The following is a 21,567-nucleotide window of genomic DNA, read 5'->3' on the forward strand; positions in this document are numbered from 1 at the left end:
CTCATCACCATCCAGCGTCGCCAACCCCGCCGCCCGCTCGACGCCCTCACGACCCACCGTCCCGGCAAAACCCAACGACCCGGCACCCTGCCCGGAGGTGGCAACCGGCTCGTAATCCATGTACTCGTAGCGGTGGCCCCGATCCATCTCCGCAGCCCGGCGCCGCCGGGCCCGCGCCTGCTCGCGAGCCGACGCAGCGGCGGGCGCCGCCGCGTCGACGTCCTCCGACGACGACTCCTTGGTCCGGCTGCGTGCGCGACTGCTGGCGCTCGTTTGCGCCGACAATCCCGCCGCGCTCACCGCGTAAAAGCCTTCGCTCATTCCGGTGGTCGGGCCGAAGCCGACTTCCGGGCCACCCCCTGCCGGTCCCGCGCCGCTCGGCATGGCCGAGCTCGGCGTCGCAGCGCTCGACGTCGTCGGGGTATTGCTCACGCTTGATTCGACGCCCGTCACCGTTGACATCGCCGGCGCTGAGCCGACAGGGGCCGGAGTGGCCGCGGCCGCCGGCAGGTCCGCCGCCGGAGAGACCACGACATCGGCGACTCCGGCCACGCCGGCCAGGCCCGCCACTCCCGCCAGGCCGGCGACCGCGGCGCCGGCCAGCGCAGGAACAGCGGCCATCAGCAATGCCGGGGCCGCCTGCACCAGGGGCCAGACAAGCATCAAGGAATGAAAGACGAACCAACCGAGGGCGGTGGCCAGCGCCGGCGACATTCCGGGGAAGATTTGCGTCAGCAACGAGGCGACGCCGTTGGCGAAAGGAACTGCGGGAATTGGCCATCCGTCGGGGTAGATCAGCTTGCCAAGCGGCCACAGGATGTTCTGGGTGATGTCAGAGATGCCGCTCGCCAACTGGTCCTGCCACGACGAACCACTGGTCGCCGCCGTGGCGACCTGCTGCTGGGTAGCGGCCGATTGCGTTGCGGCAGTGCGGGTTTCGCCGCCCGGCGCGACGATCTGCGGCGACGGCGCGGTCGGGGGGACGGCCGCCAGAGCCGATCCCGCGACGGCCTGATAGGTGCTCATCGTGGTGGCCGCCTGAACCCACATCCGCACATAGTCGGCCTCGTTCAGCGCGATCGGGATGGTGTTGATACCGAAGAAGTTGGTCGCGACCAACGTCGCGTGGACAGCGTGGTTGGCCGCCAGCTCCGCCAGCGTGGGCATGGCGGCCAGCGCGGCGGTATAGGCGCCGGCGGCGGTCTGGTGCAGAGTCGCCGCCACCGCGCTTTTCTCGGCGGTATCGAGCAGCCAGCTCAGGTACGGGCCGTGCGCCGCCACATACTCTTCCGCAGTCGGGCCCTCCCACACCGCCTGCGCGCCGGCCAGCGTCGCGGTGAGTTCGTCTGCGGCCGAGGCGTATTCGGCGCTCAACGAGGACCACGCCCCGGCGGCCGCCAACAGTGAGGCCGGTCCCGGGCCGGTGCTCAGCAGCGTCGAGTGCACCTCCGGCGGAAAGGCCATCCAGATTGGCGCCGTCATAAGCCGCCGGCAACCGGGTACGACGACGCGGCTGCCGCGTCACCGGTGGCGTAGCTGCCGGCGGCCTGGCCGACGCCGGCGCCGGAGCGGCCCAGCTCCTCGACGCCCTGCGCAGCCGCGACGCCATGCTCGTTACCGGATGCGCTGAACCCCACCGCCGTCTGCAGCGACACCGGATCGACGGCGGGCGGCACCACTGCCGAAATCAGCGGCGCCGCACCGGCCTCCGCGGCAGCAAGCCGCGCTGTCAACGCTGCCACGGCAGCGCTGGCCGCGGTCAGGCCCTCGGGAACAACTCGCAGGGACACAAATACCTCTTTCGGGATCAGTTCCGGTTGATCGTGCGTACCTACAAGTGGTCGGCGCGCGCCGCGAATTAGTTCCGGCGGGGTTTTCGCGCGGCGACCCGCAGCGCCCGGCTCCGCCGCGCTTGCGATCGCCGCGGGGCCACCTTTGTGCGGGGCTCAGGAATGCGCGACGATACAGCGATGCGGTGTGAGGTTGCGCGGGAAGCGCTGTCGGCGAGGTTGGATGGTGAGGCTGCGCACGTGCCGGCCCAACGGGTCGACGCCCATCTGGGGTCGTGTCACGACTGCCGATCCTGGCTGATCGGGGTGGCGGTGCAGACCCGCCGGCTGTCCTCGGTCGAGGTGGGTCGCGCACCGGACCTGGTCAAACAGATCATGGCCAGCGCCGGCGTCGCGCCGACGCCGCCGTATCGCCGCTGGCTGCGGGATCTGGTGTCGGACTACCGGCGCTGCGGGCTGATCGTCGTGGGGATGGTGCAGGTCGCGGTGGCGTTGGCCCAAATCGCCGGCCTCGACTTCGGGTTGGTGTCCACCCACGGGCATGGGGCCGCGACCGGGGCACACCTGCTGCACGAGTCCACCGCATGGTTCCTGGCCTTGGGTGTGGCGATGATCGCCGCCGGCATCTGGACCGCGGCGGCGGTCGGCGTCGCGGCGATCGCCGGCGCGTTCGCGGTGGCCCTGCTCGGCTACGTGACCGTCGACGCCTGCACCGGACAGGTCACCGCGGCGCGCATCGCCAGCCACCTACCGGTGCTGCTCGGCCTGCTGTTTGCGTTTTTGGTGGCCCGCGAGCACGTCGGGTCGACCAAGCCCGAGGCCGAGGGCGGCGCCCCGACAACCGAGCTGGTGCTGACTGCGCCCGCTCCGGCCGCTCGACGCCGCGCGCACCTGTGGCCCGTCAACCGCTCCGCTGCCTGACGGTGCGTTCTACTACAGCGCGTCGTATTAAAGTGGGTCGTCATGACCGCGCGTAGCGACGACGACGCCGTTACCGCACATGCCCTCGCCGCTGCGCGCGGCGAGGCCGGGGCGCTCGAGACGTTCATCAAAGCCACCCAGCAGGACGTGTGGCGCTTTGTCGCCTACCTGTCGGACGGGTCCCACGCCGACGACCTGACCCAGGAGACGTTTCTGCGGGCCATCGGCGCCATCCGGCGATTCTCCGGACGATCCAGCGCCCGCACGTGGCTGTTGGCCATCGCGCGCCGTGTCGTCGCCGACCATGTGCGCCACGCCCAGGCCCGCCCACGGACCGCGCACGGCGCCGACCCCGAACAGCTGCTCAACCGCGACCGGCCCAGCCGCGGATTCGAGGACGTCGTCGAGGTCAAGACGATGATCGCCAACCTCACCGCCGACCAGCGCGAGGCCCTGCTGCTCACCCAACTGCTGGGACTGTCCTACGCCGACGCTGCCGCGGTGTGCGGCTGCCCGGTTGGCACCATACGGTCTCGCGTCGCCCGCGCCCGCGGGGCGCTGCTGGCCGGGCTCGACCCAGACGAGGCGACCGGCTAGCCGGTTTAGTAGCGGTAGTGGTCGGGCTTGTAGGGGCCCTCGACGTCGACGCCGATGTACTCGGCCTGGTCCTTGGTCAGCTTGGTCAACTGGCCACCCAGGGCTTCGACGTGGATGCGGGCCACCTTCTCGTCGAGGTGCTTGGGCAGCCGGTAGACCTCGTTGTCGTACTCGTCGTTCTTGGTCCACAGCTCGATCTGGGCGATCACCTGGTTGGAGAAGCTGTTGCTCATCACGAACGACGGGTGGCCGGTGGCGTTGCCGAGGTTGAGCAGCCGGCCTTCGGAGAGCACGATGATCGAGCGGCCCGTGTCGCCGAAGGTCCACACGTCCACTTGCGGCTTGATGTTCGTCTTCGTCGCGCCGGAACGCTCCAGCGCGGCCATGTCGATCTCGTTGTCGAAGTGGCCGATGTTGCCCAGGATCGCCTGGTCCTTCATCGCCTTCATGTGCTCGAGCGTGATGATGTCCTTGTTGCCGGTCGCGGTGACGACGATGTCGGCCTCGCCGATCGCCTCCTCGACGGTCTTGACGTCGTAGCCCTCCATCAGCGCCTGCAGCGCGTTGATCGGGTCGATCTCGGTGACGGTCACCCGGGCGCCCTGGCCGGCCAGCGACTCCGCGCAGCCCTTGCCGACGTCGCCGTAGCCGCAGACCAGCGCCTTCTTGCCGCCGATCAGCACGTCGGTGCCGCGGTTGATGCCGTCGATCAGCGAGTGCCGGCAGCCGTACTTGTTGTCGAACTTGGACTTGGTCACCGAATCGTTGACGTTGATCGCCGGGAATGCCAGATCGCCGGCGGCCGCGAACTGGTAGAGCCGCAGCACACCGGTCGTCGTTTCCTCGGTGACACCCTTGACCGACTCGGCGATCTTGGTCCACTTGGTCTTGTCGTTCTCCAGGCCCTCGCGCAGCCGGTTCAGGAAGATCTTCCACTCGGCCGAGTCGTCCTCCTCGGCGGGCGGCACCACACCGGCCTTCTCGTACTGCATGCCGCGCAACACCATCATGGTGGCGTCGCCGCCATCGTCGAGGATCATGTTGGCCGGTTCGCCGGGCCAGGTCAGCGCCTGCTCGGCAGCCCACCAGTATTCCTCGAGCGTCTCGCCCTTCCACGCGAACACCGACGTGCCCTTGGGCTCCTCCGGGGTGCCGTGCGGGCCGACGACCACCGCTGCCGCGGCGTGGTCCTGGGTGGAGAAGATGTTGCAACTCGCCCATCGAACTTCAGCACCGAGGCTCGTCAAAGTCTCGATCAACACCGCGGTCTGCACGGTCATGTGCAGCGACCCCGAAATCCGCGCGCCCTTCAGCGGTTGCACCTCGGCGTACTCCCGGCGCAGAGCCATCAAGCCCGGCATCTCGTGCTCGGCCAGCCGGATCTCCTTGCGCCCGAACCCAGCCAGCGACAGGTCGGCGACCTTGTACTCGATGCCGTTGCGGACGTCGGCGCTCAGCGCGTTTTCGGTGGTCGTCATCTATGGCCCAATCCCTCGTCGGTTCAACTAGTTAGCTTGCATATACATTAGTCCTCGACGCGGCGCGCATGCGAGGCCGGGTCAGGGTGTTTCGATGACACCGTAGCGTTCAACGGCCGGCGTCATCAGCCGCGCCAGATCGACGGCGACGTCGTGGTCGGCTTCGGGCGGCATCGACACATAGCTCATCGCCAGCCGCACGATGGCGCGCGCGATGATCCCCGCATCCTCATCGCTGGCCTTGACCCAGCTGTGCTGGAAGGTGTTCGTCAACCGCTCCGAACAATGGGTGATGATCGGGCCGCTGTCGGTGGTGATCAGCTGCAGCAGGTCGGGCTTGGCGACGCCGGTCAGCAGCGAGATCACCAGCGGGTCGGCGGCCGACTCGGTGAAGAACATCCGGAAACCCTGCAGGAACGCCGCATAGACGTCGCCGACGTTGGAGTAGATGGCGTCCTCGACGGCGTCCACCAGCCGGTCGGCGAGCCGCAGCGCGTAGCCCTGGGCCAGGCCCTGGCGCGAGCCGAACTCGTTGTAGATGGTCTGCCGGCTGATGCCCGCGGCGCGGGCCACGTCGGCCAGCGTGATCGCCGACCAGTCACGGCTCAGCAGCAGCTCGCGCATCGCGTCGAGCACCGAATCGCGCAGCAGGACCCGCGACGCCTCGGCGTACGGGACCCGTTTCACATGCGCGACACTAGCCGTCACGAACGCGCGACTTCTACCATCTCGAAGTCGGACTTGGCCGCGCCGCAGTCCGGGCAGCTCCAATCGTCGGGAATGTCGTCCCAGCGGGTGCCGGGCGCGATGCCGTCTTCGGGCCAGCCCTTGGCTTCGTCGTACTCGAAGCCGCACTGCACGCAGACGAACAGCCTGTAGTCACTCATGCGTTTGCTCCCTTGATTGTCCGATTCCTCCTCGTGCCGTGCCGGCACTCGTCGTCGTCGGACGCATCGGTTCGAAGTCGACCTTCTCGCGGACCGCACAGTCCGGGCAGCACCAGTCGTCGGGAATCTGATCCCAACGTGTGCCGGCCGGAAAACCCTCCCGCGCAGCGCCTTTGGCCTCGTCGTAAACGTAGCCGCAGCCCGGGCACTGGTACGACGCCATCACGCCACCGCCCCGTAGCGGGCCAGCACCCGGTCGCGGACGCGTGGGTGGATGTTGGCGCGGGTGACGTCGCCGTCGTAGTGCGCCAACACCCGGTGATCCATCACCCTGCGCCACAGCGGCGGCAGGTAGGTCAGCCCGATCAGCGACGCGTACCCACTGGGCAGGTTCGGTGCGCCGTCCATGCTGCGCAGCGTCTGGTAGCGGCGTGTCGGGTTGGCGTGGTGGTCGCTGTGTCGTTGCAGGTGGTACAGGAACAGGTTGGTCACGATGTGATCGGAGTTCCAGCTGTGCTGCGGGGTGCAGCGCTCGTAGCGGCCGTTGGCGGTCTTCTGCCGCAGCAGACCGTAGTGCTCGAGGTAGTTCACCGACTCCAGCAGCGAGAAGCCGTAGACGGCCTGGATGACCACGAACGGGATCAGCGCCGGGCCGAATACCGCGATCAGCACGCCCCACAACGCCACCGACATCAGCCACGCGTTGAGCACGTCGTTGGACGGATGCCACGGGCTCTTGTTCAGCCGGCGCAGCCGCTGCGCCTCCAAGTTCCACGCCGAGCGCAGGCTGCCGATCACGCTGCGCGGGAAGAACTCCCAGAACGTCTCGCCGAACCGCGCCGACGCCGGGTCTTCAGGGGTGGCCACCCGCACGTGGTGGCCGCGGTTGTGCTCGATGTAGAAGTGCCCGTAGCAGGTCTGGGCCAGGGTGATCTTGGACAGCCAGCGCTCCAGCGTTTCCTTCTTGTGGCCCATCTCGTGGGCGGTGTTGATGCCGACGCCGCCGAGGGTGCCGGTCGAGAGCGCCAGTCCGATCTTGGCCGGCCAGCTGAGCGACCCCTCGAAGCCCAGCCAGCTCAGGTCCGACGCGGTGAACAGATACGCGCCCAGGACCACGCTGAGGTATTGGAACGGGATGTAGATGTAGGTGCAGTAGCGGTAGTAGCGGTCGTTCTCCAGCCGCTCCATCACCTCGTCGGGCGGGTTTTGCCCGTCGGACCCGAAGCGCAGATCCAGCGCGGGCAGCAGGAGGTAGATCAGGATCGGGCCGATCCAGAACAGCACCTGCGAGGCGCTCCGCCAGCCGGCCTGATCCATCGCCCACACGATCGGAAGGATCAGCAGCAGCGCCGTCGGCGCGATCAGGCCGAGCAGCCACAGGTGGCGCTTCTTGTCCCGCCACACGGTGACGTCGGGGCCTGTACTGGTGGTCATGTCGCAACCTCCGTTGTGAGTCACAGCACTTGAGATTGGACAATACAGGCGAATATGTCGGCTGTCTAGACATAGAGGTATCGTTTGTAAAGACGCCTGCTCGCCGAACGTGTACTCAGGGCGAAAAATCGCTAGAAAACTCGCCGCCAGTGCACGCTCGGTGCCCAGCTGCGGTTAAGACGCAACCTCCGCGGCGGCCTGCTCCTCGGCCGCCCGGCCCGCCAACACCGAGTGCCGGCGGCCGTAGCCGTAGTAGATGGCGACGCCGACGACCATCCAGACGCCGAACCGGATCCAGGTCACCCCGGTCAGGTTGAGCATCAGCCACAGGCACGCGCACACCGAGGCGATCGGCAGCAGCGGCACCCACGGCGCCCGGAAGCCCCGCGGCAGGTCGGGGCGGGTGCGGCGCAGGATGATCACCCCGGCGGACACCAGGACGAACGCGAACAGCGTTCCGACGTTGACCATCTCCTCGAGTTTGGCCATCGGGAACACCGATGCCGCCAGCGCCACCAGCAGCGCGACCAGCACGGTGATCCGCACCGGCGTCCCGCGCGAGCCCGTAGCCGCCAGTTGCCGGGGCAGCAGCCCGTCGCGCGACATCGCGAACAGCACCCGGCACTGGCCGAGCATCAGCACCATCACCACGGTGGTCAGTCCGGCCAGCGCTCCGATCGAGATGACGCCGGACGCCCAGTGCACCCCGTTGGCCGCGAACGCGGTGGCGAGGTTGGCATGCTTGCCGCCGGGGCGGTCGCGAAGCGCGGTGTAGGGCACCATCCCGGACAGCACGACCGACACCGCGACGTAGAGCACGGTGACGATGCCCAGCGTCGCAAGAATCCCGCGCGGGACGTCGCGTTGCGGGTGCTTGGTCTCCTCGGCCATGGTGGCCACGATGTCGAACCCGATGAACGCGAAGAACACTATCGACGCCCCGGCCAGCACGCCGAACCAGCCGTAGTGGCTGGTGTGCGCCCCGGTCATCAGCGAGAGCACCGACTGGTCGACGCCGGTGCCGGCGTGATCGGCCTCCGGCGCCGGGATGAACGGCGAGTAGTTGTCGGCCTTGATGTAGAAGGCGCCGACCACCACCACCAACGCCACCACGGACACCTTGATCGCAGTGACCGCCGCCGAGAAATGCGCGGACAACTTGGTGCCCAGCGCCAGCAGCGTCGCCACCAGCGCCACGATCAATAGCGCGCCCCAGTCGAGTGTGAGCGAGCCCAAAGTGATTGTGCCCCTGGCGATTCCGAACATGGTGTCGAGGTAGCTGGACCACCCCTTAGCCACCACCGCTGCGCCGATGGCCAACTCGAGCACCAGGTTCCAGCCGATCACCCACGCCAGGAACTCGCCGAAGGTGGCATAGGAGAAGGTGTAGGCGCTGCCCGCCACCGGCAGCGTAGAGGCGAACTCCGCGTAGCACACCGCGGCCAGCCCGCAGGTGATCGCCGCGATCAGAAACGAGATCCAGATGGCCGGGCCCGTGATGTTGCCCGCGGTCGAGGCGGTGACCGTGAAGATCCCGGCGCCGATCACCACCGAGACACCGAACACGGTCAGGTGCCACCAGCTGAGGTTTTTGTGCAGTCGACTGTCCGGCTCGTCGGTGTCGGATATCGACTGTTCGACGGACTTGACGCGCCAGCGATCGGCCATGCACCGGGACAGTACCGACTACTGTGCGGACATGCGCGCCGTCGTGATAGGTGCCAGCATCGCGGGCCTGTGTGCCGCGCGGGTGCTGGCCGACTTCTACGACCGGGTCACGCTGTTCGAGCGCGACGAGCTGCCGGCTGCACCCGCCAACCGCGCGGCGGTCCCGCAGGGCCGGCACGTGCACCTGCTGATGGCGCGGGGCGCGGCGGAATTCGAGGCGTTGTTCCCGGGCCTGCTCGACGACATGGTCGCCGCCGGGGTGCCGATCCTGCCGAACCGCCCGGATGCCATCTACTTCGGCGCCGCCGGCCATCTGCTCGGAACCGGCCACACCCTGCGCGACGAGTTCACCGCCTACGTGCCCAGCCGGCCGCAGTTGGAATGGCAGATCCGGCGGCGCGTCGTTGCGTTGCCCAACGTCGAGATCCAGCAGCAGCGCACGGTGGTCGAACCGCGCTTCGACCCCGTCGCGAGACGGGTGAGCGGCGTGTCGCTCGATTCAGGCGAGCTCGTCGCCGCCGACCTCGTCGTCGACGCCGCCGGGCGCGGCACCAGACTGCCGGTGTGGCTCGAGAAGTGGGGATATCCGCGGCCACCCGAGGAGGTTGTCGACGTCGGTATCGGCTATGCGACGCAACAGCTTCGGATTCCCGATGGCATGATCAACCAGAAGGTGGTGGTCGCCGGCGCGTCCCGCGAGCAGCCGCTGGGGCTGGGCATGCTGCAATACGAGGACGGCACCTGGACGCTGACCACCTTCGGTGTCGCCAAAGTCGAACCGCCGCATACTTTCTCGGAGATCCGGGTGCTGGCCGAGAAGCTGTTGCCCGCGCAGTTCACCGCCGCGCTCGAACAGGCCGAGCCAATCGGCGAGGTGGCCTTCCATCGCTTCCCCACCAGCCGCTGGCGCCGCTATGACAAGCTCGACCGGTTTCCGGCCGGGATCGTGCCGTTCGGTGACGCGGTGGCCAGCTTCGATCCCACCTTCGGGCAGGGGATGACGATGACGTCGCTGCAGGCCGGTCATCTGCGCCAGGCGCTGGCCAACCCGGGCGCAGATTTGGCCCGTCAGCTGAACCGGGCCACCGCGAAGACCACCTACCCGGTGTGGGTCATGAATTCCGTCGGCGATTTCACGTTCCACCACGCTGCCGGTCCGATGCCCTGGTGGTATCGCCCGGTCGGTAACCTCTACGACCAGCTGCTCGGCGCCGCGGAAACCGATCCCGTTCTCGCCGAATGGTTTTTGCGCCGGTTCTCGCTGCTGGACAGCCTCTACATGATCCCCTCAGCCAAACTGATCGCGCGCACGATCCGACACAACATGCGGCTGTGGTTCGCCGAGCGTCGTCAGCTACTGCGCGAGCGGGCGCGATCCAAATCGGGCTCGAGGTAGATGACCCGGGCGGCCGGTACCGCCGCGCGAATGTTGGCCTCGGCGGCGTCGATGGTGGCCGCCACCGTGGCCAGTTCGACCTCCGGACCCACCGCGATCTTGGCGCCCACGAGCATCTCGTCGGGGCCCAGGTACTGCGTGCGCAAATGGATCAGGCGGTCGACATGTTCGGTGTTTTCCAGCGCCGCCCGGATAGCCTCGACTTCCGCCGCGGTGGCGCTCTCCCCGATCAGCAGGCTGTGCATCTCGACCATCAGGATGGTCGCGATGACGCCCAGCAGCAGACCGATCGCGATGGTGCCGACGCCGTCCCAGACCGGGTTGCTGGTGGCTGTCGTCAAACCGACGCCGGCCAGCGCGAACACCAATCCGATCAGCGCGCCGGTGTCTTCCAGCAGCACCACCGGCAGCTCCGGATTGCGGGAGTTGCGGATGAACCGCCACCAGCTACCGCTGCCCTTCAGCGGCCGGGACTCGACCACCGCCGTGCGGAAACTGAACGCCTCCAACGTGATTGCCACCGCCAAGATCACCAGCGCCACAGCCGGCGATGTCAACTCGGTGGGGTGGACGATCTTGTGATAGCCCTCGTAGAGGGCGAAGACTGCGCCGAGCGTGAACAACACCAGCGCCACCACGAACGACCAGAAGTAGCGGCTGCGGCCGTAGCCGAACGGGTGCAGCGCGTCGGCCTGTTTGCGCGCCGCGCGCTGTCCGAACAGCAATAGCGCCTGGTTGGAGGTGTCGGCCACCGAATGCACCGCCTCGGCGAGCATCGACGAGCTGCCGGTGACCACAAAGCCGACGAACTTGGCCGCGGCAATGCCGGCGTTGGCGGCCAGCGCAGCCAGGATCGCGCGGGTGCTGGCAGAGGTACTCACAGGCCGACGGTGGCCCGGAACAACTTCGTCGGCTGGTGTGCCACCAGCCGGATCGGCCCGTCGTCGGCGGCCACCCAGGCCGCGGCCCCGCGCTCGAGTGTCAGCGTCCCGGATTTTCCGTGCACGGTGGTGCGGCCCTCGGTGCACAACAGGATCTGCGGGCCGTCGTGGCGTGACGGCGCGTCGACCTCGTGACCGACGTGCTCGTCGTCGAGAGTCAGCACGCACACCGCGAATTCGTCGGTTGGGGTGTCGTAAACCAGCCCAAGCCCGTCGCGATGCGTCGGCGGCCGCAGCTGGTCCTCGGTGGTGGGCGTGAAGTCCAGCACGCGCAGCAGCTCCGGCACGTCGACGTGCTTGGGGGTCAGGCCGCCGCGTAACACGTTGTCGGAGTTGGCCATAACCTCCAGCGCAACCCCCCGCAAGTACGTGTGCAGGTTGCCGGCCGCCAGGAAGAGCGCCTCCCCGGGGGCCAGGCTGATCCGGTTGAGCAACAACGCCGCCAGCACACCGGCGTCTCCCGGGTAGCGCTCACCAAGCTCCAGAACGGTCTTGGCTTCGGCCGCGAATTCCGTTGCACCGGAAGTGATGTAGTTGATCGCACCGTCGAGCACGGCGGGGATCAGCACGTCGATGTCGGGCTGCGGGGCGGTGATCCAGGTGGTGAACAGCGCGCGCAGCCCGTCGGCGTCGGACTGGTCGTTGAGCAGATGGATGAACGGATCCAGGTCGGAGACCGCCAGCGCCCGGAGCAATTCGACGGTGCGGGCGGCCGGACGGAACCCGGCCAGTGCCTCGAACGGGTGCAGCGCCACCAGCAATTCGGGCTTGTGACTCTTGTCGCGGTAGTTGCGTATCGGCGAGTTGATGGGGATACCGAGCCGCTCCTCGCGCAGATAGCCCTCGGCGGCTTGCTCGGCGCTGGGGTGCGCCTGCAGCGACAACGGCTCGTCGGCGGCAAGCACTTTCACCAGGAACGGCAGCACGTCACCGAATCGGGCACGAGTTGCCGAACCGAGCTGGCCGTCGGGGTCGGCGACCAGGGCGTCCAGCAACGACGTTTCGCCGCCGGCGGTCTCCAGCCATGCCGGGTCGGCCGGATGCGCGCCGAACCAGAGTTCGGCTTCGGGGTGAGCCGCCGGGACGGATCGCCTGGTGAATTCGGCGATGGCCGTACGCGATCCCCAGGCGTACGTCCGTATCGCTCCGCGTAGCAGTTCCACGTCTGTTGTCTATCCCCGCACCAGTCGCAAGTAAACGGCGGCCATCTCCAGTCGAACGGCCAATATTGCCAGCTGCTGCTCGGCCCGCTGCGCGCCGACCTGGCCGGCAGCGCCGACCGACACGTCGGGTACGTCCTCGGCGCCGACGATGTCGACGTCGTCGAGCGGGGCGACCCGGGCGGCGACGACGGTCCGGTCGGCGGCCAGCGTCAGCGCCAGCACCCGCAGCCGCTCGGGCAGCGGTCCGTCGATCGCTTCGTCGTGAAACAGCGCGTCCGTCGCCTCGGCGAACGTCGGCGCAGTGCGCAGCGCCACCAGCGCGTCGGCCAGTCCGGTGGCCGCCACTACCTGATGGCCGATCCGCAGCAACACCGACGATCCGTGCCGGGCCAGCGCCAGCGTCGCTCCACAGTCTCCCGCCAGCACGACGCTGCGCCCCGCCATCCGCTGGGCCAGCGCCTTGGCCGGATTGGTGAACACTTCGCGTCCCGCGCTGTTGCGCAGCGCCTCGGCGTCCAGCTCGTCGGCCAGCACAGCCAGATCCGTCCGCAGCTTGGGGTCGATGCTGTCCAGTGCGGCCAGCCCGGCGGCCAGGTAGCGGCACAGGCCGAATTCGTCAGGGACCCGCATCCGCGGCTCCAGCACCGCGACCCGCCCGGCCGTGGTGTCGCGCAGCGGGCCTTCGTAGGGTGCCGCGACGACCACGCGGGCGCCGCGGCGCACCCCGGTGGCGGCGGCGCCGACCAGTGCAGGATCGCCCGGGTCGTCGCCGGCGATGATCAGCACATCGAGCGCGCCGATCCACGGTGGGGCCTCGGCGGCGACCACGATCGGCGCGGCGGCCGAGCCGCCCAGCGTCGCGGCCAGCATGGTGCCGGCGGTTTCGGCGGTGCCGCGACCGGCCACCCAGATCACTGTGCGGGGGGTATCTCCGCGCACCGCGTCGAGCGCACCCTCCTCGGACGCGGCGGCGGTGGCCCGCACCTGTGCGCCGGCCATCGACGCGGCCCGCAACAGCCCGTCGCGGTCGGCGGCGATCAGGGCGTCGGTGTCGTCGATGTCAATGGTGGCGTGGATGGCGTTCACGTGACTGCCTGTGTCAGCCCGGCTATTTCCGCGGCAACCTGTTGAACCACCGCGTCGACGTCCTCGGCGCAGCGTGCTTCGACGTTGAGCCGCAGCAGCGGCTCGGTGTTGGAGCTGCGCAGGTTGAACCAGCTGCCGTCGCCGAGGTCGACGGTCACCCCGTCCAGATGGTCGATGGAGTGGATGCGGCCGCCGAAGGACTTCAGCACCGCCTCGGTGGCCGAGGCGGCGTCGGTGACCGTGAAGTTGATTTCCCCGGAGGATTCGTAGCGCTGGTAGTCGGCGGTGAGCTCGGAGAGCGGCCGGTCTTGTTCACCGAGCGCGGCCAGCACGTACAGCGCGGCGAGCATCCCGGAGTCGGCGCCCCAGAAGTCGCGGAAGTAGTAGTGCGCGGAGTGCTCGCCCCCGAAGATCGCGCCGGTGTCGGCCATCAGCGCCTTGATGTAGGAGTGCCCGACGCGGGAGCGCACCGGTGTGCCGCCGCGCTCGACCACCAGCTCCGGTACCGCGCGGGAGGTGATCAGGTTGTGGATCACCGTCGCGCCGATCTCGCGGGACAGTTCGCGGGCGGCGACCAACGCGGTCACCGTCGACGGCGACACCGGCTCGCCGCGATCGTCGACCACGAAGCAGCGATCGGCGTCGCCGTCGAATGCCAGCCCGATATCCGCACCGCTCTGCTGCACGTAGGCCTGCAGGTCTTTGAGGTTCGCCGGGTCCAGCGGGTTGGCTTCGTGGTTGGGGAACGAGCCGTCGAGCTCGAAGTACAACGGCAGCAGCGTGATCGACTCGATTGCGCCGAGCACCGCCGGGGCGGTGTGGCCGGCCATCCCGTTGCCCGCGTCGACGGCCACCCGCAGCGGGCGCAGCGTGGAGAGGTCCACCAGCGAGCGCAGGAATTGCCCGTAGTCGGCGAGCACATCCTTCTCGGCGATGCTGCCGGCCGGCCCGTCGTAGCTCGGCACACCGGCGATCAGGTCGTCGCGGATGGTGGCCAACCCGGTGTCGGCGCCGACCGGCTTGGCGCCCGCCCGGCACAGCTTGATCCCGTTGTAGGCGGCCGGGTTGTGGCTGGCGGTGAACATTGCGCCCGGGCAGTCCAGCAGCCCCGAGGCGAAATAAAGCTGATCGGTCGATGCCAGACCGATCCGGATCACGTCGAGCCCCTGCCCGGTAACCCCGGACGCGAAGGCCGCGGCCAACGCCGGCGAACTGTCCCGCATGTCGTGGCCGAGGGCTACCCGCCCCGCGCCGTCCTCACGCACCAGCCTGGCGAACGCCGCGCCGACGTCGGCGGCAAACGGCTCGTCGATGTCCTCACCGACGACGCCTCGCACGTCATAAGCCTTGATCACACGGTTGACAGCCGCGGCGGGCCGAGACATGAAAGGGCTCCTGACTATCGGGACTCTATGGTGGTCAGCCTAACGGTTTCGGGGGGACCGGCTGACAGCTAAGCAGGCTTCTAGTCGGCGGGGTCGGGCAGCACCCGCAGATGGCCGCGGCGGCGCCCGGTGCCGGCGGGGCGCTGCCCGGCCGGGGTCAGCACAGCGGCGCTCGGAGCCGGTGCCGGCGCCGCGTCGGGGTCGGCGAATCCGTTGACCGGTGGCGCGGCAGGGACCGCGGCGCGGCCCTCGCGCACTGCCTCGGCCAGCGCGACCAGATCGTCGTCGTCGGACGGGATGGACAGCGGGCCGGAGTGGCGGACGAGCTCCCAGCCCCGCGGCGCGGTGATGCGACCGGCGTGGCTGACGCAGAGGTCCCAGGAGTGCGGCTCGCGGGCGGTGGCGAGTGGGCCGATCACCGCGGTGGAGTCGGAGTAGACGAACGTCAGCGTTGCCACCGCGTAGTGCGGGCACCCGGGCCGACAGCAGCGACGCGGAACATTCACGATCGAGAGGCTATCGTGCGCAAACGTCCTGGCATCGGGTGACACGCGCATACCTGGGGACCACGATGTCCAACCGTTACCATCGGCCCGTGAGCGATTCGCGCAGCTCCGGGCGCTCGGTGCGCAGATCTGCGTCACGGCGGGGGCGCGAAATGCGCGGTCCGCTACTGCCGCCCACGGTGCCGGGGTGGCGCAGCCGCGCCGAGCGGTTCGACATGGCGGTGCTGGAGGCCTACGAGCCCATCGAGCAGCGCTGGGCTGACCGCTTGTCCGGGCTCGACGTCGCCGTCGACGAGATCCCCCGGATCTCCGCCCGCGATCCCGAGAGTGTGCAGTGGCCGCCGGAGGTGATCGCCGACGGGCCGATTGCGCTGGCCCGGTTGATCCCCGCCGGGGTGGACGTGCGCGGCAATGCCACCCGGGCCCGAATCGTGTTGTTCCGCAAGCCGATCGAGCGGCGCGCGAAGGACACCGTCGAACTCGCCGAATTGCTGCACGAAATTCTGGTGGCTCAAGTGGCCACGTATCTGGACGTCGAGCCCTCCGTCATCGACCCGACGATCGACGACGACTAACCGGGCGATCGCAAGCGCGGCATAGCCGGGCGCGGCGGGTCGGCCGCCGACTAACCGGGCGATCGCAAGCGCGGCATAGCCGGGCGCGGCGGGTCGGCCGCCGACTAACCCTGCCTGCCGGTTAGATGATGCCGCGCTTGAGGCGACGGCGTTCCCGCTCGGAGAGGCCGCCCCAGATGCCGAACCGCTCGTCGTGCGCCAGTGCGTACTCCAGGCACTCCGTGCGCACCTCGCAGCCCAAGCAGATCTTCTTGGCCTCGCGGGTGGAGCCGCCTTTCTCGGGGAAGAACGCCTCGGGATCGGTTTGCGCGCACAGCGCGCGGTCTTGCCATTGGTCGGCGTTAACCGGCGCCGGCTCAAGGACTTCGGGCACTTCGGGCGCGATGGGCACCAAACTCAAGTGGGGTCGTGCTGCGGCCCCCGCCGTCGCCGCGCCGGTAGTGGTGTGCGGTGTGCTTCCCATCAGGCCCCGTAGGTGCTCATAGGACATGCTCCGCCTCCTCACCTGATTTCGTTGATTCGTGAATGTCGCCCACTGTTTTGATGTGCGGCCATCTCAATTCGAACACTTGATCGAATCTCGGTCTGCGACACCGAATCCGGCCGGCCAACCGGGAAATGACACTGATGAGATTACACACGTGTTATCAGCCGTGGTCAAGCTATTGGGAAGATTTCCATACCATCTCGTGACCGATTTTTGACGGCACTGCCACCAATTCGGCCTCGGCGTGTCGGCGTAGGGTCGTGCGATGTGAAGGTCACGGTTCTGGTCGGCGGGGTCGGCGGCGCCCGCTTTCTCCTTGGCGTGCAGCAGCTGCTCGGCCTGGGGCAGTTCGCCAACAAGGGTGCGGCCGGCGATCACGAGGTGACGGCGGTCGTGAACATCGGCGACGACGCCTGGATGCACGGCGTGCGGATCTGTCCGGACCTGGACACCTGCATGTACACCCTGGGCGGCGGGGTCGACCCACAGCGCGGCTGGGGTCACCGCGACGAAACCTGGCACGCCAAGGAGGAACTGGTCCGCTACGGCATGCAGCCTGACTGGTTCGAGCTCGGTGACCGCGACTTGGCGACCCATTTGGTGCGCACGCAGATGCTGAGGGCCGGCTACCCGCTGTCGCAGATCACCGCTGCGCTGTGCGACCGCTGGCAGCCGGGGGCCCGGCTGCTGCCGGCCAGTGACGATCGATGCGAAACGCACGTGGTCATAACCGATCCCGCCGACGGCAATCAGCGCGCGATCCACTTCCAGGAGTGGTGGGTACGCTATCGCGCACAGGTGCCGACCCACAGCTTTGCCCATATCGGGGCCGAAAACGCCCATGCCGCAACCGAAGTGCTCGATGCTATCGCGGACGCCGACATCATCCTGGTGGCGCCGTCGAATCCGGTGGTGAGCATCGGCGCCATCCTGGCCATCCCCGGGATCCGCGGCGCGCTGCGGTCGGCGGGTGCGCCCGTCGTCGGCTACTCGCCGATCATCGACGGAAAACCGTTGCGCGGCATGGCTCAAGAATGCCTGTCGGTGATCGGCGTGGAGTCCACCGCCGAGGCGGTCGGCCGGCATTACGGCGCGCGTGCGGGCACCGGCATCCTGGACTGCTGGTTGGTCCACGAGGGCGACCACGCCGACATCGACGGTGTGGCGGTGCGCTCGATACCGCTGCTGATGACGGATCCGAAAGCGACGGCCGAGATGGTGAGCGCCGGCGTGGAGCTCGCGGGCGTCGCGGCGTGAGCGAACACGGTACCGCGTCGGCGGTGCAGATCCTGCCCGTCACCGGCCTTCCCGAATTCCGCCCCGGGGACGACTTGGCCACCGCGATTGCCGGGGCCGCGCCGTGGCTGCGCGACGGCGACGTGGTGGTGGTCACCAGCAAGGTGGTGTCCAAATGCGAGGGCCGGCTGGTGCCGGCACCCAACGACCCGGAGGCGCGGGATGCGTTGCGGCGCAAGCTGGTCGACGCCGAGGCGGTTCGTGTGCTGGCCCGCAAGGGCCGCACGCTGATCACCGAGAACCGGCTCGGGCTGGTGCAGGCCGCCGCCGGCGTGGACGGCTCGAACGTCGGGTCAGCCGAACTGGCCTTGCTGCCAACAGATCCCGATGCCAGCGCCGCTGCGTTGCGTGCCGCGCTGCGCCATCGGCTGGGCGTGACGGTCGCGGTGGTGGTCACCGACACGATGGGCCGGGCATGGCGCAACGGTCAGACCGACGTCGCCGTCGGCTCGGCCGGCCTGGAAGTGCTGCACGGGTACGCCGGAGCGGTCGATGCCCACGGCAACGAGCTGATCGTCACCGAGGTGGCCGTCGCAGACGAGATCGCCGCGGCCGCCGATCTGGTCAAGGGCAAACTCACCGGAATACCGGTGGCCGTGGTTCGGGGGTTGCCGGTGTCCGACGACGGCTCGACCGCGCGCCGGTTGGTGCGCTCCGGCACCGAGGACCTGTTCTGGCTCGGCACCGCCGAAGCGATGGAACTGGGCCGCCGCCAAGCGCAGCTGCTGCGCCGATCGGTGCGCCGGTTCGCCGGCGAGCCGGTGCCGCCGGATCTCGTCGAGGAGGCGATGGCCGAGGCGTTGACCGCGCCGGCCCCGCACCACACCCGCCCGGTGCGGTTCGTGTGGCTGCAGACTCCCGCGCTGCGCACCCGGTTGCTGGATCGCATGCGTGAGAAGTGGCGCGCCGACCTGGCCGGCGACGGCAGGCCCCCCGACGCGATCGAGCGACGGGTGGCCCGCGGCCAAATCCTTTATGATGCACCGGAAGTCGTCATCCCGATGCTGGTGCCCGACGGCGCCCACAGCTATCCCGACGCCGGGCGGACGAACGCCGAGCACACCATGTTCACCGTCGCGGTTGGCGCAGCGGTGCAGGCGCTGCTGGTCGCGCTGGCGGTCCGCGGCATCGGCAGCTGCTGGATCGGTTCGACGATCTTCGCTGCCGACCTGGTCCGCGACGAGCTGGGGCTGCCCGCCGATTGGGAACCGCTGGGCGCCATCGCGATTGGCTATCCATCCGAGCGGTCGACACAGCCGCGGGATCCGGTGCCCGTCGCCGACCTGCTGGTGCGCAAGTGAGCGTCCGGGAGTCGGCGATCGCGCTGCTGTCCGGCTGGCAAGCCCCGGATCCGGCCCAGGACTCGGTGCGCCACGCTGTGCTTGCGTTCCTGTATGCCCGCGACGACGCCTGCCGGCGCGAGTGCGTGCCCGGTCATGTCACCGCCTCGGCGCTGGTGCTGGACGACTCCGGCAGCCGGGTGCTGCTCACCCTGCATCCGCGGCTCGGCCGCTGGGTCCAGCTCGGCGGGCACTGCGACGACGGCGACGGCGACATCGCGGCGGCCGCACTGCGGGAGGCCACCGAGGAATCCGGCATCGCGGGTCTGCGGCTGGGCGAGTTGGCGGCCATCCACGTCCATCCCGTCACCTGCTCGCTGGGCGTGCCGACCCGCCACCTCGACCTGCAGTTCGTCGCCCACGCGCCGCCCGGTGCGCAGATCACGATCAGCGACGAGTCGGTGGATTTGCAGTGGTGGCCGGCCGATGCGTTGCCCGAGAGCGCCGACGACGCGCTGGCCTACCTGGTCGCCCGCGCGCCGAGTGTGGGATTGTGACACGCGTTCGCCGAAAAATCGTGCGTCAAGCCCACATTCGGCGCAGCTAGACGTCGGACGAGTAGCGGATCCCGCCGTCGGGAATCGAGACCCCCGGCCACACCCGGGCGCCGCGCAGCAGCTCGCAGCGTGCGCCGATGTCGGCGCCGTCGCCGATCACGCCGTCGCGGATCAGCGCCCGCGGGCCGATCCGCGCGCCGAAGCCGATGATCGAGCGCTCGATCACGCTGCCGGCCTCGACCTTTACCCCGTCGAAGATCACCGCGCCGTCAAGCCTTGCGCCCGGGCCGATTTCGGCGCCACGCCCGACTACCGTCCCGCCGATCAGCACCGCGCCAGGGGAGACCGCCGCGCCGTCGTGCACCAGCTGCTCGCCGCGGTGCCCGTGCAGCGCCGGCGACGGCGCGATGCCGCGCACCAGATCCGCGGAGCCGCGCACGAAGTCTTCTGGCGTGCCCATGTCGCGCCAATACGACGCGTCGACGTAACCGCACACCTGCACCCCGTCGGACAGCAGCGCTGGAAACACCTCACGTTCCACCGAGACCTCCCGCCCGCGCGGTATCCGGTCGATGATGTCCCGCGAGAACACATAGCAGCCCGCGTTGATCTGGTCGGTCGGCGGATCCTGTGTCTTCTCCAAAAATGCTGTGACCCTGCCGTTTTCGGTCGGCACGCAGCCGAAGGCGCGCGGGTCGCCGACGCGCACCAAATGCAGCGTCAGGTCAGCCTCGTTCGAGCGGTGGTAGTCGAGGAGCTGACCCAGATCGACCCCGGAGAGCACGTCGCCGTTGAACACCATCACCGTGTCGTGGCGCAAACGGCCGGAGACGTTGGCGATTCCGCCACCGGTGCCCAGCGGATGCTCTTCGGTGACGTATTCGATCTGCAGCCCCAGTTTGGAGCCGTCGCCGAACTCCGCCTCGAACACCGCCGGCCGATACGACGTACTCAAGATCACGTGCTCGATTCCGGCGGCGGCGATCCGCGACAACAGATGCGTCACGAACGGCAACCCGGCGGTCGGCAGCATTGGCTTGGGCGCAGACAGCGTCAACGGCCGCAACCGAGTGCCTTTGCCGCCGACCAGTACGACGGCGTCAACCTCAATCACGAGCGCCGCTCCTCCTCATCGCTTCGCTCTGCATCGTCGCGGGCGCGAATCACGACCGTCGCCTTTCTGCGCCCCGCACCATCAGGCGCGCGCGGATCGCCAGGCCGGCGCGGAACGCCCAGCGCAGCGGCGCGCGCCACCACCCAGAATGCCGGTCGGCGAGGAAGAGGTAGGTGCTGTTGTGGTGAGCGATCAGGTTGCGCGCCGACTCGCGGCCGGTTGCGTGGCCCTTGTGGTGCAGGACTTCCGCCGACGGCACATAAACGTTCAGCCAGCTGGCCCGGCCCAGCCGGTCACCCAGGTCCACGTCTTCCATGTACATGAAGTAGCGCTCGTCGAAGCCGCCGACCTGGTCGAACGCCGCCCGGCGGACCAGCAGGCACGACCCGGACAGCCACCCCACCGGCCGCTCGCTGGGTTCCAGCCGCTCCTGGCGGTACGCCGTCGACCACGGGTTGCCCTTCCACAGCTGGCCGAGGACGGCGTGCATGCCGCCGCGAATCAGGCTGGGCAGGTGGCGCGCCGACGGGTACACCGACCCGTCGGGGTCGCGAATCAGCGGGCCCAGGGTCGCCGCGCGCGGCCAGCGGGCGGCCGCGTCCAGCAGCGCGTCGATGCTGCCTGGCCCCCACTGCACGTCCGGGTTGGCCACCACCACCCACTCGTCCGCCTCTGGGAGCTGCGCGATCGCCCGGTTCACCGCGCTGCCGTAGCCCAAGTTCGCGCCGGTGGGGAACAGCCGAACGTTCGGGTAGCGCTCGACGGCCGCCTGCGGCGCCCCGTCGGTGGAGCCGTTGTCGGCCATCACGACGCTCAGCGGCCGCTCGGTGGCCAGGGACAGCGAGGCCAGGAATCGGTCCAGGTGCGGGCCCGGCGAATAGGTCACCGTCACCACCGGCAGGACGTCACTCACGCGTAGAGAGTAACGGTCAGGAGGCGATCGCAAGCGCGGCGGAGCCGGGCGTAGCGGGTCGCCGACCGACGGTCAGGAGGCGATCGCAAGCGC

At 69.0% G+C, this 21,567-nt stretch carries 23 protein-coding genes; 7 read left to right on the plus strand and 16 right to left on the minus strand.

Annotation, left to right across the window (positions count from 1 at the left end; genetic code table 11):
* Together AWB95_RS16015 and AWB95_RS16020 are read right to left on the minus strand one after the other, a co-directional pair.
* Positions 1-1,482, minus strand: a 1,482-nt coding sequence (locus tag AWB95_RS16015; RefSeq protein ID WP_099539775.1) for a PPE domain-containing protein, incomplete at its 3' end; no start/stop codon positions are given.
* Positions 1,479-1,790: a PE family protein gene (locus AWB95_RS16020; RefSeq protein ID WP_085168395.1), complete on the minus strand. Its 312-nt coding sequence runs from the start codon at positions 1,788-1,790 to the stop codon at positions 1,479-1,481. The genes AWB95_RS16015 and AWB95_RS16020, both read right to left, overlap by 4 nt.
* Positions 1,791-1,970: 180 nt before the next feature.
* Between AWB95_RS16020 and AWB95_RS16025 the strand changes: the two genes are divergently transcribed.
* Both AWB95_RS16025 and sigC read left to right on the plus strand, forming a co-directional pair.
* The gene (locus AWB95_RS16025) at positions 1,971-2,711 is read left to right on the plus strand and encodes a DUF2275 domain-containing protein (RefSeq protein WP_169714689.1); all 741 of its coding nucleotides are present in this window, start codon (positions 1,971-1,973) and stop codon (positions 2,709-2,711) included.
* Between the two features lie 42 nt (positions 2,712-2,753).
* On the plus strand, positions 2,754-3,308 hold the full coding sequence (gene sigC, locus AWB95_RS16030) for an RNA polymerase sigma factor SigC (protein WP_062540886.1): 555 nt from the start codon (positions 2,754-2,756) through the stop codon (positions 3,306-3,308).
* A 5-nt stretch (positions 3,309-3,313) separates the two neighbouring features.
* Here the strand turns inward: sigC and ahcY are convergent, their stop codons facing one another.
* The 6 genes from ahcY to AWB95_RS16060 all read right to left on the minus strand — a co-directional run bounded on the left by ahcY (position 3,314) and on the right by AWB95_RS16060 (position 8,775).
* Complete coding sequence (ahcY, locus tag AWB95_RS16035) at positions 3,314-4,786, minus strand: adenosylhomocysteinase (protein ID WP_062540885.1); 1,473 nt, start codon at positions 4,784-4,786, stop codon at positions 3,314-3,316.
* Between the two features lie 81 nt (positions 4,787-4,867).
* Positions 4,868-5,494 carry a TetR family transcriptional regulator AlkX gene (gene alkX, locus AWB95_RS16040; protein ID WP_169714690.1) on the minus strand — a complete coding sequence of 209 codons (627 nt, stop codon included), beginning with the start codon at positions 5,492-5,494 and terminating at the stop codon, positions 4,868-4,870.
* Complete coding sequence (locus tag AWB95_RS16045; RefSeq protein ID WP_062540888.1) at positions 5,491-5,673, minus strand: rubredoxin; 183 nt, start codon at positions 5,671-5,673, stop codon at positions 5,491-5,493. The genes alkX and AWB95_RS16045 overlap by 4 nt, the downstream gene beginning before the upstream one ends.
* Positions 5,666-5,896 (minus strand): rubredoxin, encoded by a 231-nt coding sequence (locus AWB95_RS16050; protein ID WP_084707212.1) that lies wholly within the window; start codon positions 5,894-5,896, stop codon positions 5,666-5,668. The genes AWB95_RS16045 and AWB95_RS16050 overlap by 8 nt, the downstream gene beginning before the upstream one ends.
* Positions 5,896-7,107, minus strand: a complete 1,212-nt coding sequence (locus AWB95_RS16055; RefSeq protein ID WP_085168396.1) for an alkane 1-monooxygenase — start codon at positions 7,105-7,107, stop codon at positions 5,896-5,898. The genes AWB95_RS16050 and AWB95_RS16055 overlap by 1 nt, the downstream gene beginning before the upstream one ends.
* Positions 7,108-7,281: 174 nt before the next feature.
* Entirely contained in the window at positions 7,282-8,775 is a 1,494-nt protein-coding gene (locus tag AWB95_RS16060; protein ID WP_062540883.1) for an amino acid permease, read from the minus strand.
* A 31-nt stretch (positions 8,776-8,806) separates the two neighbouring features.
* Here AWB95_RS16060 and AWB95_RS16065 point away from each other — a divergent pair, with 31 nt between their 5' ends.
* A complete protein-coding gene (locus AWB95_RS16065) occupies positions 8,807-10,171 on the plus strand; it encodes an FAD-dependent oxidoreductase (RefSeq protein WP_099539779.1) in 1,365 nt (454 codons plus the stop codon).
* Here AWB95_RS16065 and AWB95_RS16070 read toward each other — a convergent pair.
* The 5 genes from AWB95_RS16070 to AWB95_RS16090 form a co-directional block, all read right to left on the minus strand.
* Positions 10,126-11,052, minus strand: a complete 927-nt coding sequence (locus tag AWB95_RS16070; RefSeq protein ID WP_062540881.1) for a cation diffusion facilitator family transporter — start codon at positions 11,050-11,052, stop codon at positions 10,126-10,128. The two genes, AWB95_RS16065 and AWB95_RS16070, sit on opposite strands and share 46 nt — an antisense overlap.
* Positions 11,049-12,275 carry a mannose-6-phosphate isomerase, class I gene (manA, locus tag AWB95_RS16075; RefSeq protein WP_062540880.1) on the minus strand — a complete coding sequence of 409 codons (1,227 nt, stop codon included), beginning with the start codon at positions 12,273-12,275 and terminating at the stop codon, positions 11,049-11,051. Before manA ends, AWB95_RS16070 begins: the two co-directional genes overlap by 4 nt.
* Before the next feature lie 9 nt (positions 12,276-12,284).
* Positions 12,285-13,352: a TobH protein gene (locus AWB95_RS16080; RefSeq protein ID WP_420799451.1), complete on the minus strand. Its 1,068-nt coding sequence runs from the start codon at positions 13,350-13,352 to the stop codon at positions 12,285-12,287.
* Positions 13,353-13,357: 5 nt separating this feature from the next.
* Positions 13,358-14,746: a phosphomannomutase/phosphoglucomutase gene (locus AWB95_RS16085; RefSeq protein WP_062541297.1), complete on the minus strand. Its 1,389-nt coding sequence runs from the start codon at positions 14,744-14,746 to the stop codon at positions 13,358-13,360.
* An 80-nt stretch (positions 14,747-14,826) separates the two neighbouring features.
* Entirely contained in the window at positions 14,827-15,252 is a 426-nt protein-coding gene (locus tag AWB95_RS16090; protein WP_193830654.1) for a DUF3499 domain-containing protein, read from the minus strand.
* A gap of 152 nt (positions 15,253-15,404) precedes the next feature.
* Here AWB95_RS16090 and AWB95_RS16095 point away from each other — a divergent pair, with 152 nt between their 5' ends.
* Complete coding sequence (locus AWB95_RS16095; protein ID WP_085168399.1) at positions 15,405-15,827, plus strand: metallopeptidase family protein; 423 nt, start codon at positions 15,405-15,407, stop codon at positions 15,825-15,827.
* A 121-nt stretch (positions 15,828-15,948) separates the two neighbouring features.
* Here AWB95_RS16095 and AWB95_RS16100 read toward each other — a convergent pair whose 3' ends face one another.
* On the minus strand, positions 15,949-16,290 hold the full coding sequence (locus AWB95_RS16100; protein ID WP_062541315.1) for a WhiB family transcriptional regulator: 342 nt from the start codon (positions 16,288-16,290) through the stop codon (positions 15,949-15,951).
* 291 nt (positions 16,291-16,581) lie between these two features.
* Between AWB95_RS16100 and cofD the strand changes: the two genes are divergently transcribed.
* From cofD to AWB95_RS16115, 3 genes are read left to right on the plus strand one after another with little or no spacing between them, the layout of a single operon-like run.
* The gene (cofD, locus tag AWB95_RS16105) at positions 16,582-17,571 is read left to right on the plus strand and encodes a 2-phospho-L-lactate transferase (protein WP_062541312.1); all 990 of its coding nucleotides are present in this window, start codon (positions 16,582-16,584) and stop codon (positions 17,569-17,571) included.
* Entirely contained in the window at positions 17,568-18,911 is a 1,344-nt protein-coding gene (locus AWB95_RS16110; RefSeq protein ID WP_062541313.1) for a coenzyme F420-0:L-glutamate ligase, read from the plus strand. The genes cofD and AWB95_RS16110 overlap by 4 nt, the downstream gene beginning before the upstream one ends.
* Positions 18,908-19,447, plus strand: coding sequence for an NUDIX hydrolase (locus tag AWB95_RS16115; RefSeq protein ID WP_062541314.1), 540 nt, complete (start codon positions 18,908-18,910; stop codon positions 19,445-19,447). Before AWB95_RS16110 ends, AWB95_RS16115 begins: the two co-directional genes overlap by 4 nt.
* Positions 19,448-19,493: 46 nt before the next feature.
* Here AWB95_RS16115 and manB read toward each other — a convergent pair whose 3' ends face one another.
* Both manB and AWB95_RS16125 read right to left on the minus strand, forming a co-directional pair.
* Positions 19,494-20,561, minus strand: a complete 1,068-nt coding sequence (gene manB, locus AWB95_RS16120; protein WP_085168400.1) for a mannose-1-phosphate guanylyltransferase — start codon at positions 20,559-20,561, stop codon at positions 19,494-19,496.
* Between the two features lie 49 nt (positions 20,562-20,610).
* Positions 20,611-21,456 (minus strand): glycosyltransferase family 2 protein, encoded by an 846-nt coding sequence (locus tag AWB95_RS16125; RefSeq protein WP_169714692.1) that lies wholly within the window; start codon positions 21,454-21,456, stop codon positions 20,611-20,613.
* Positions 21,457-21,567: the final 111 nt, after the last annotated feature.

Origin of the sequence: Mycobacterium celatum, assembly GCF_002101595.1 — a bacterium.
Classification (GTDB): Bacteria; Actinomycetota; Actinomycetes; order Mycobacteriales; family Mycobacteriaceae; genus Mycobacterium; species Mycobacterium celatum.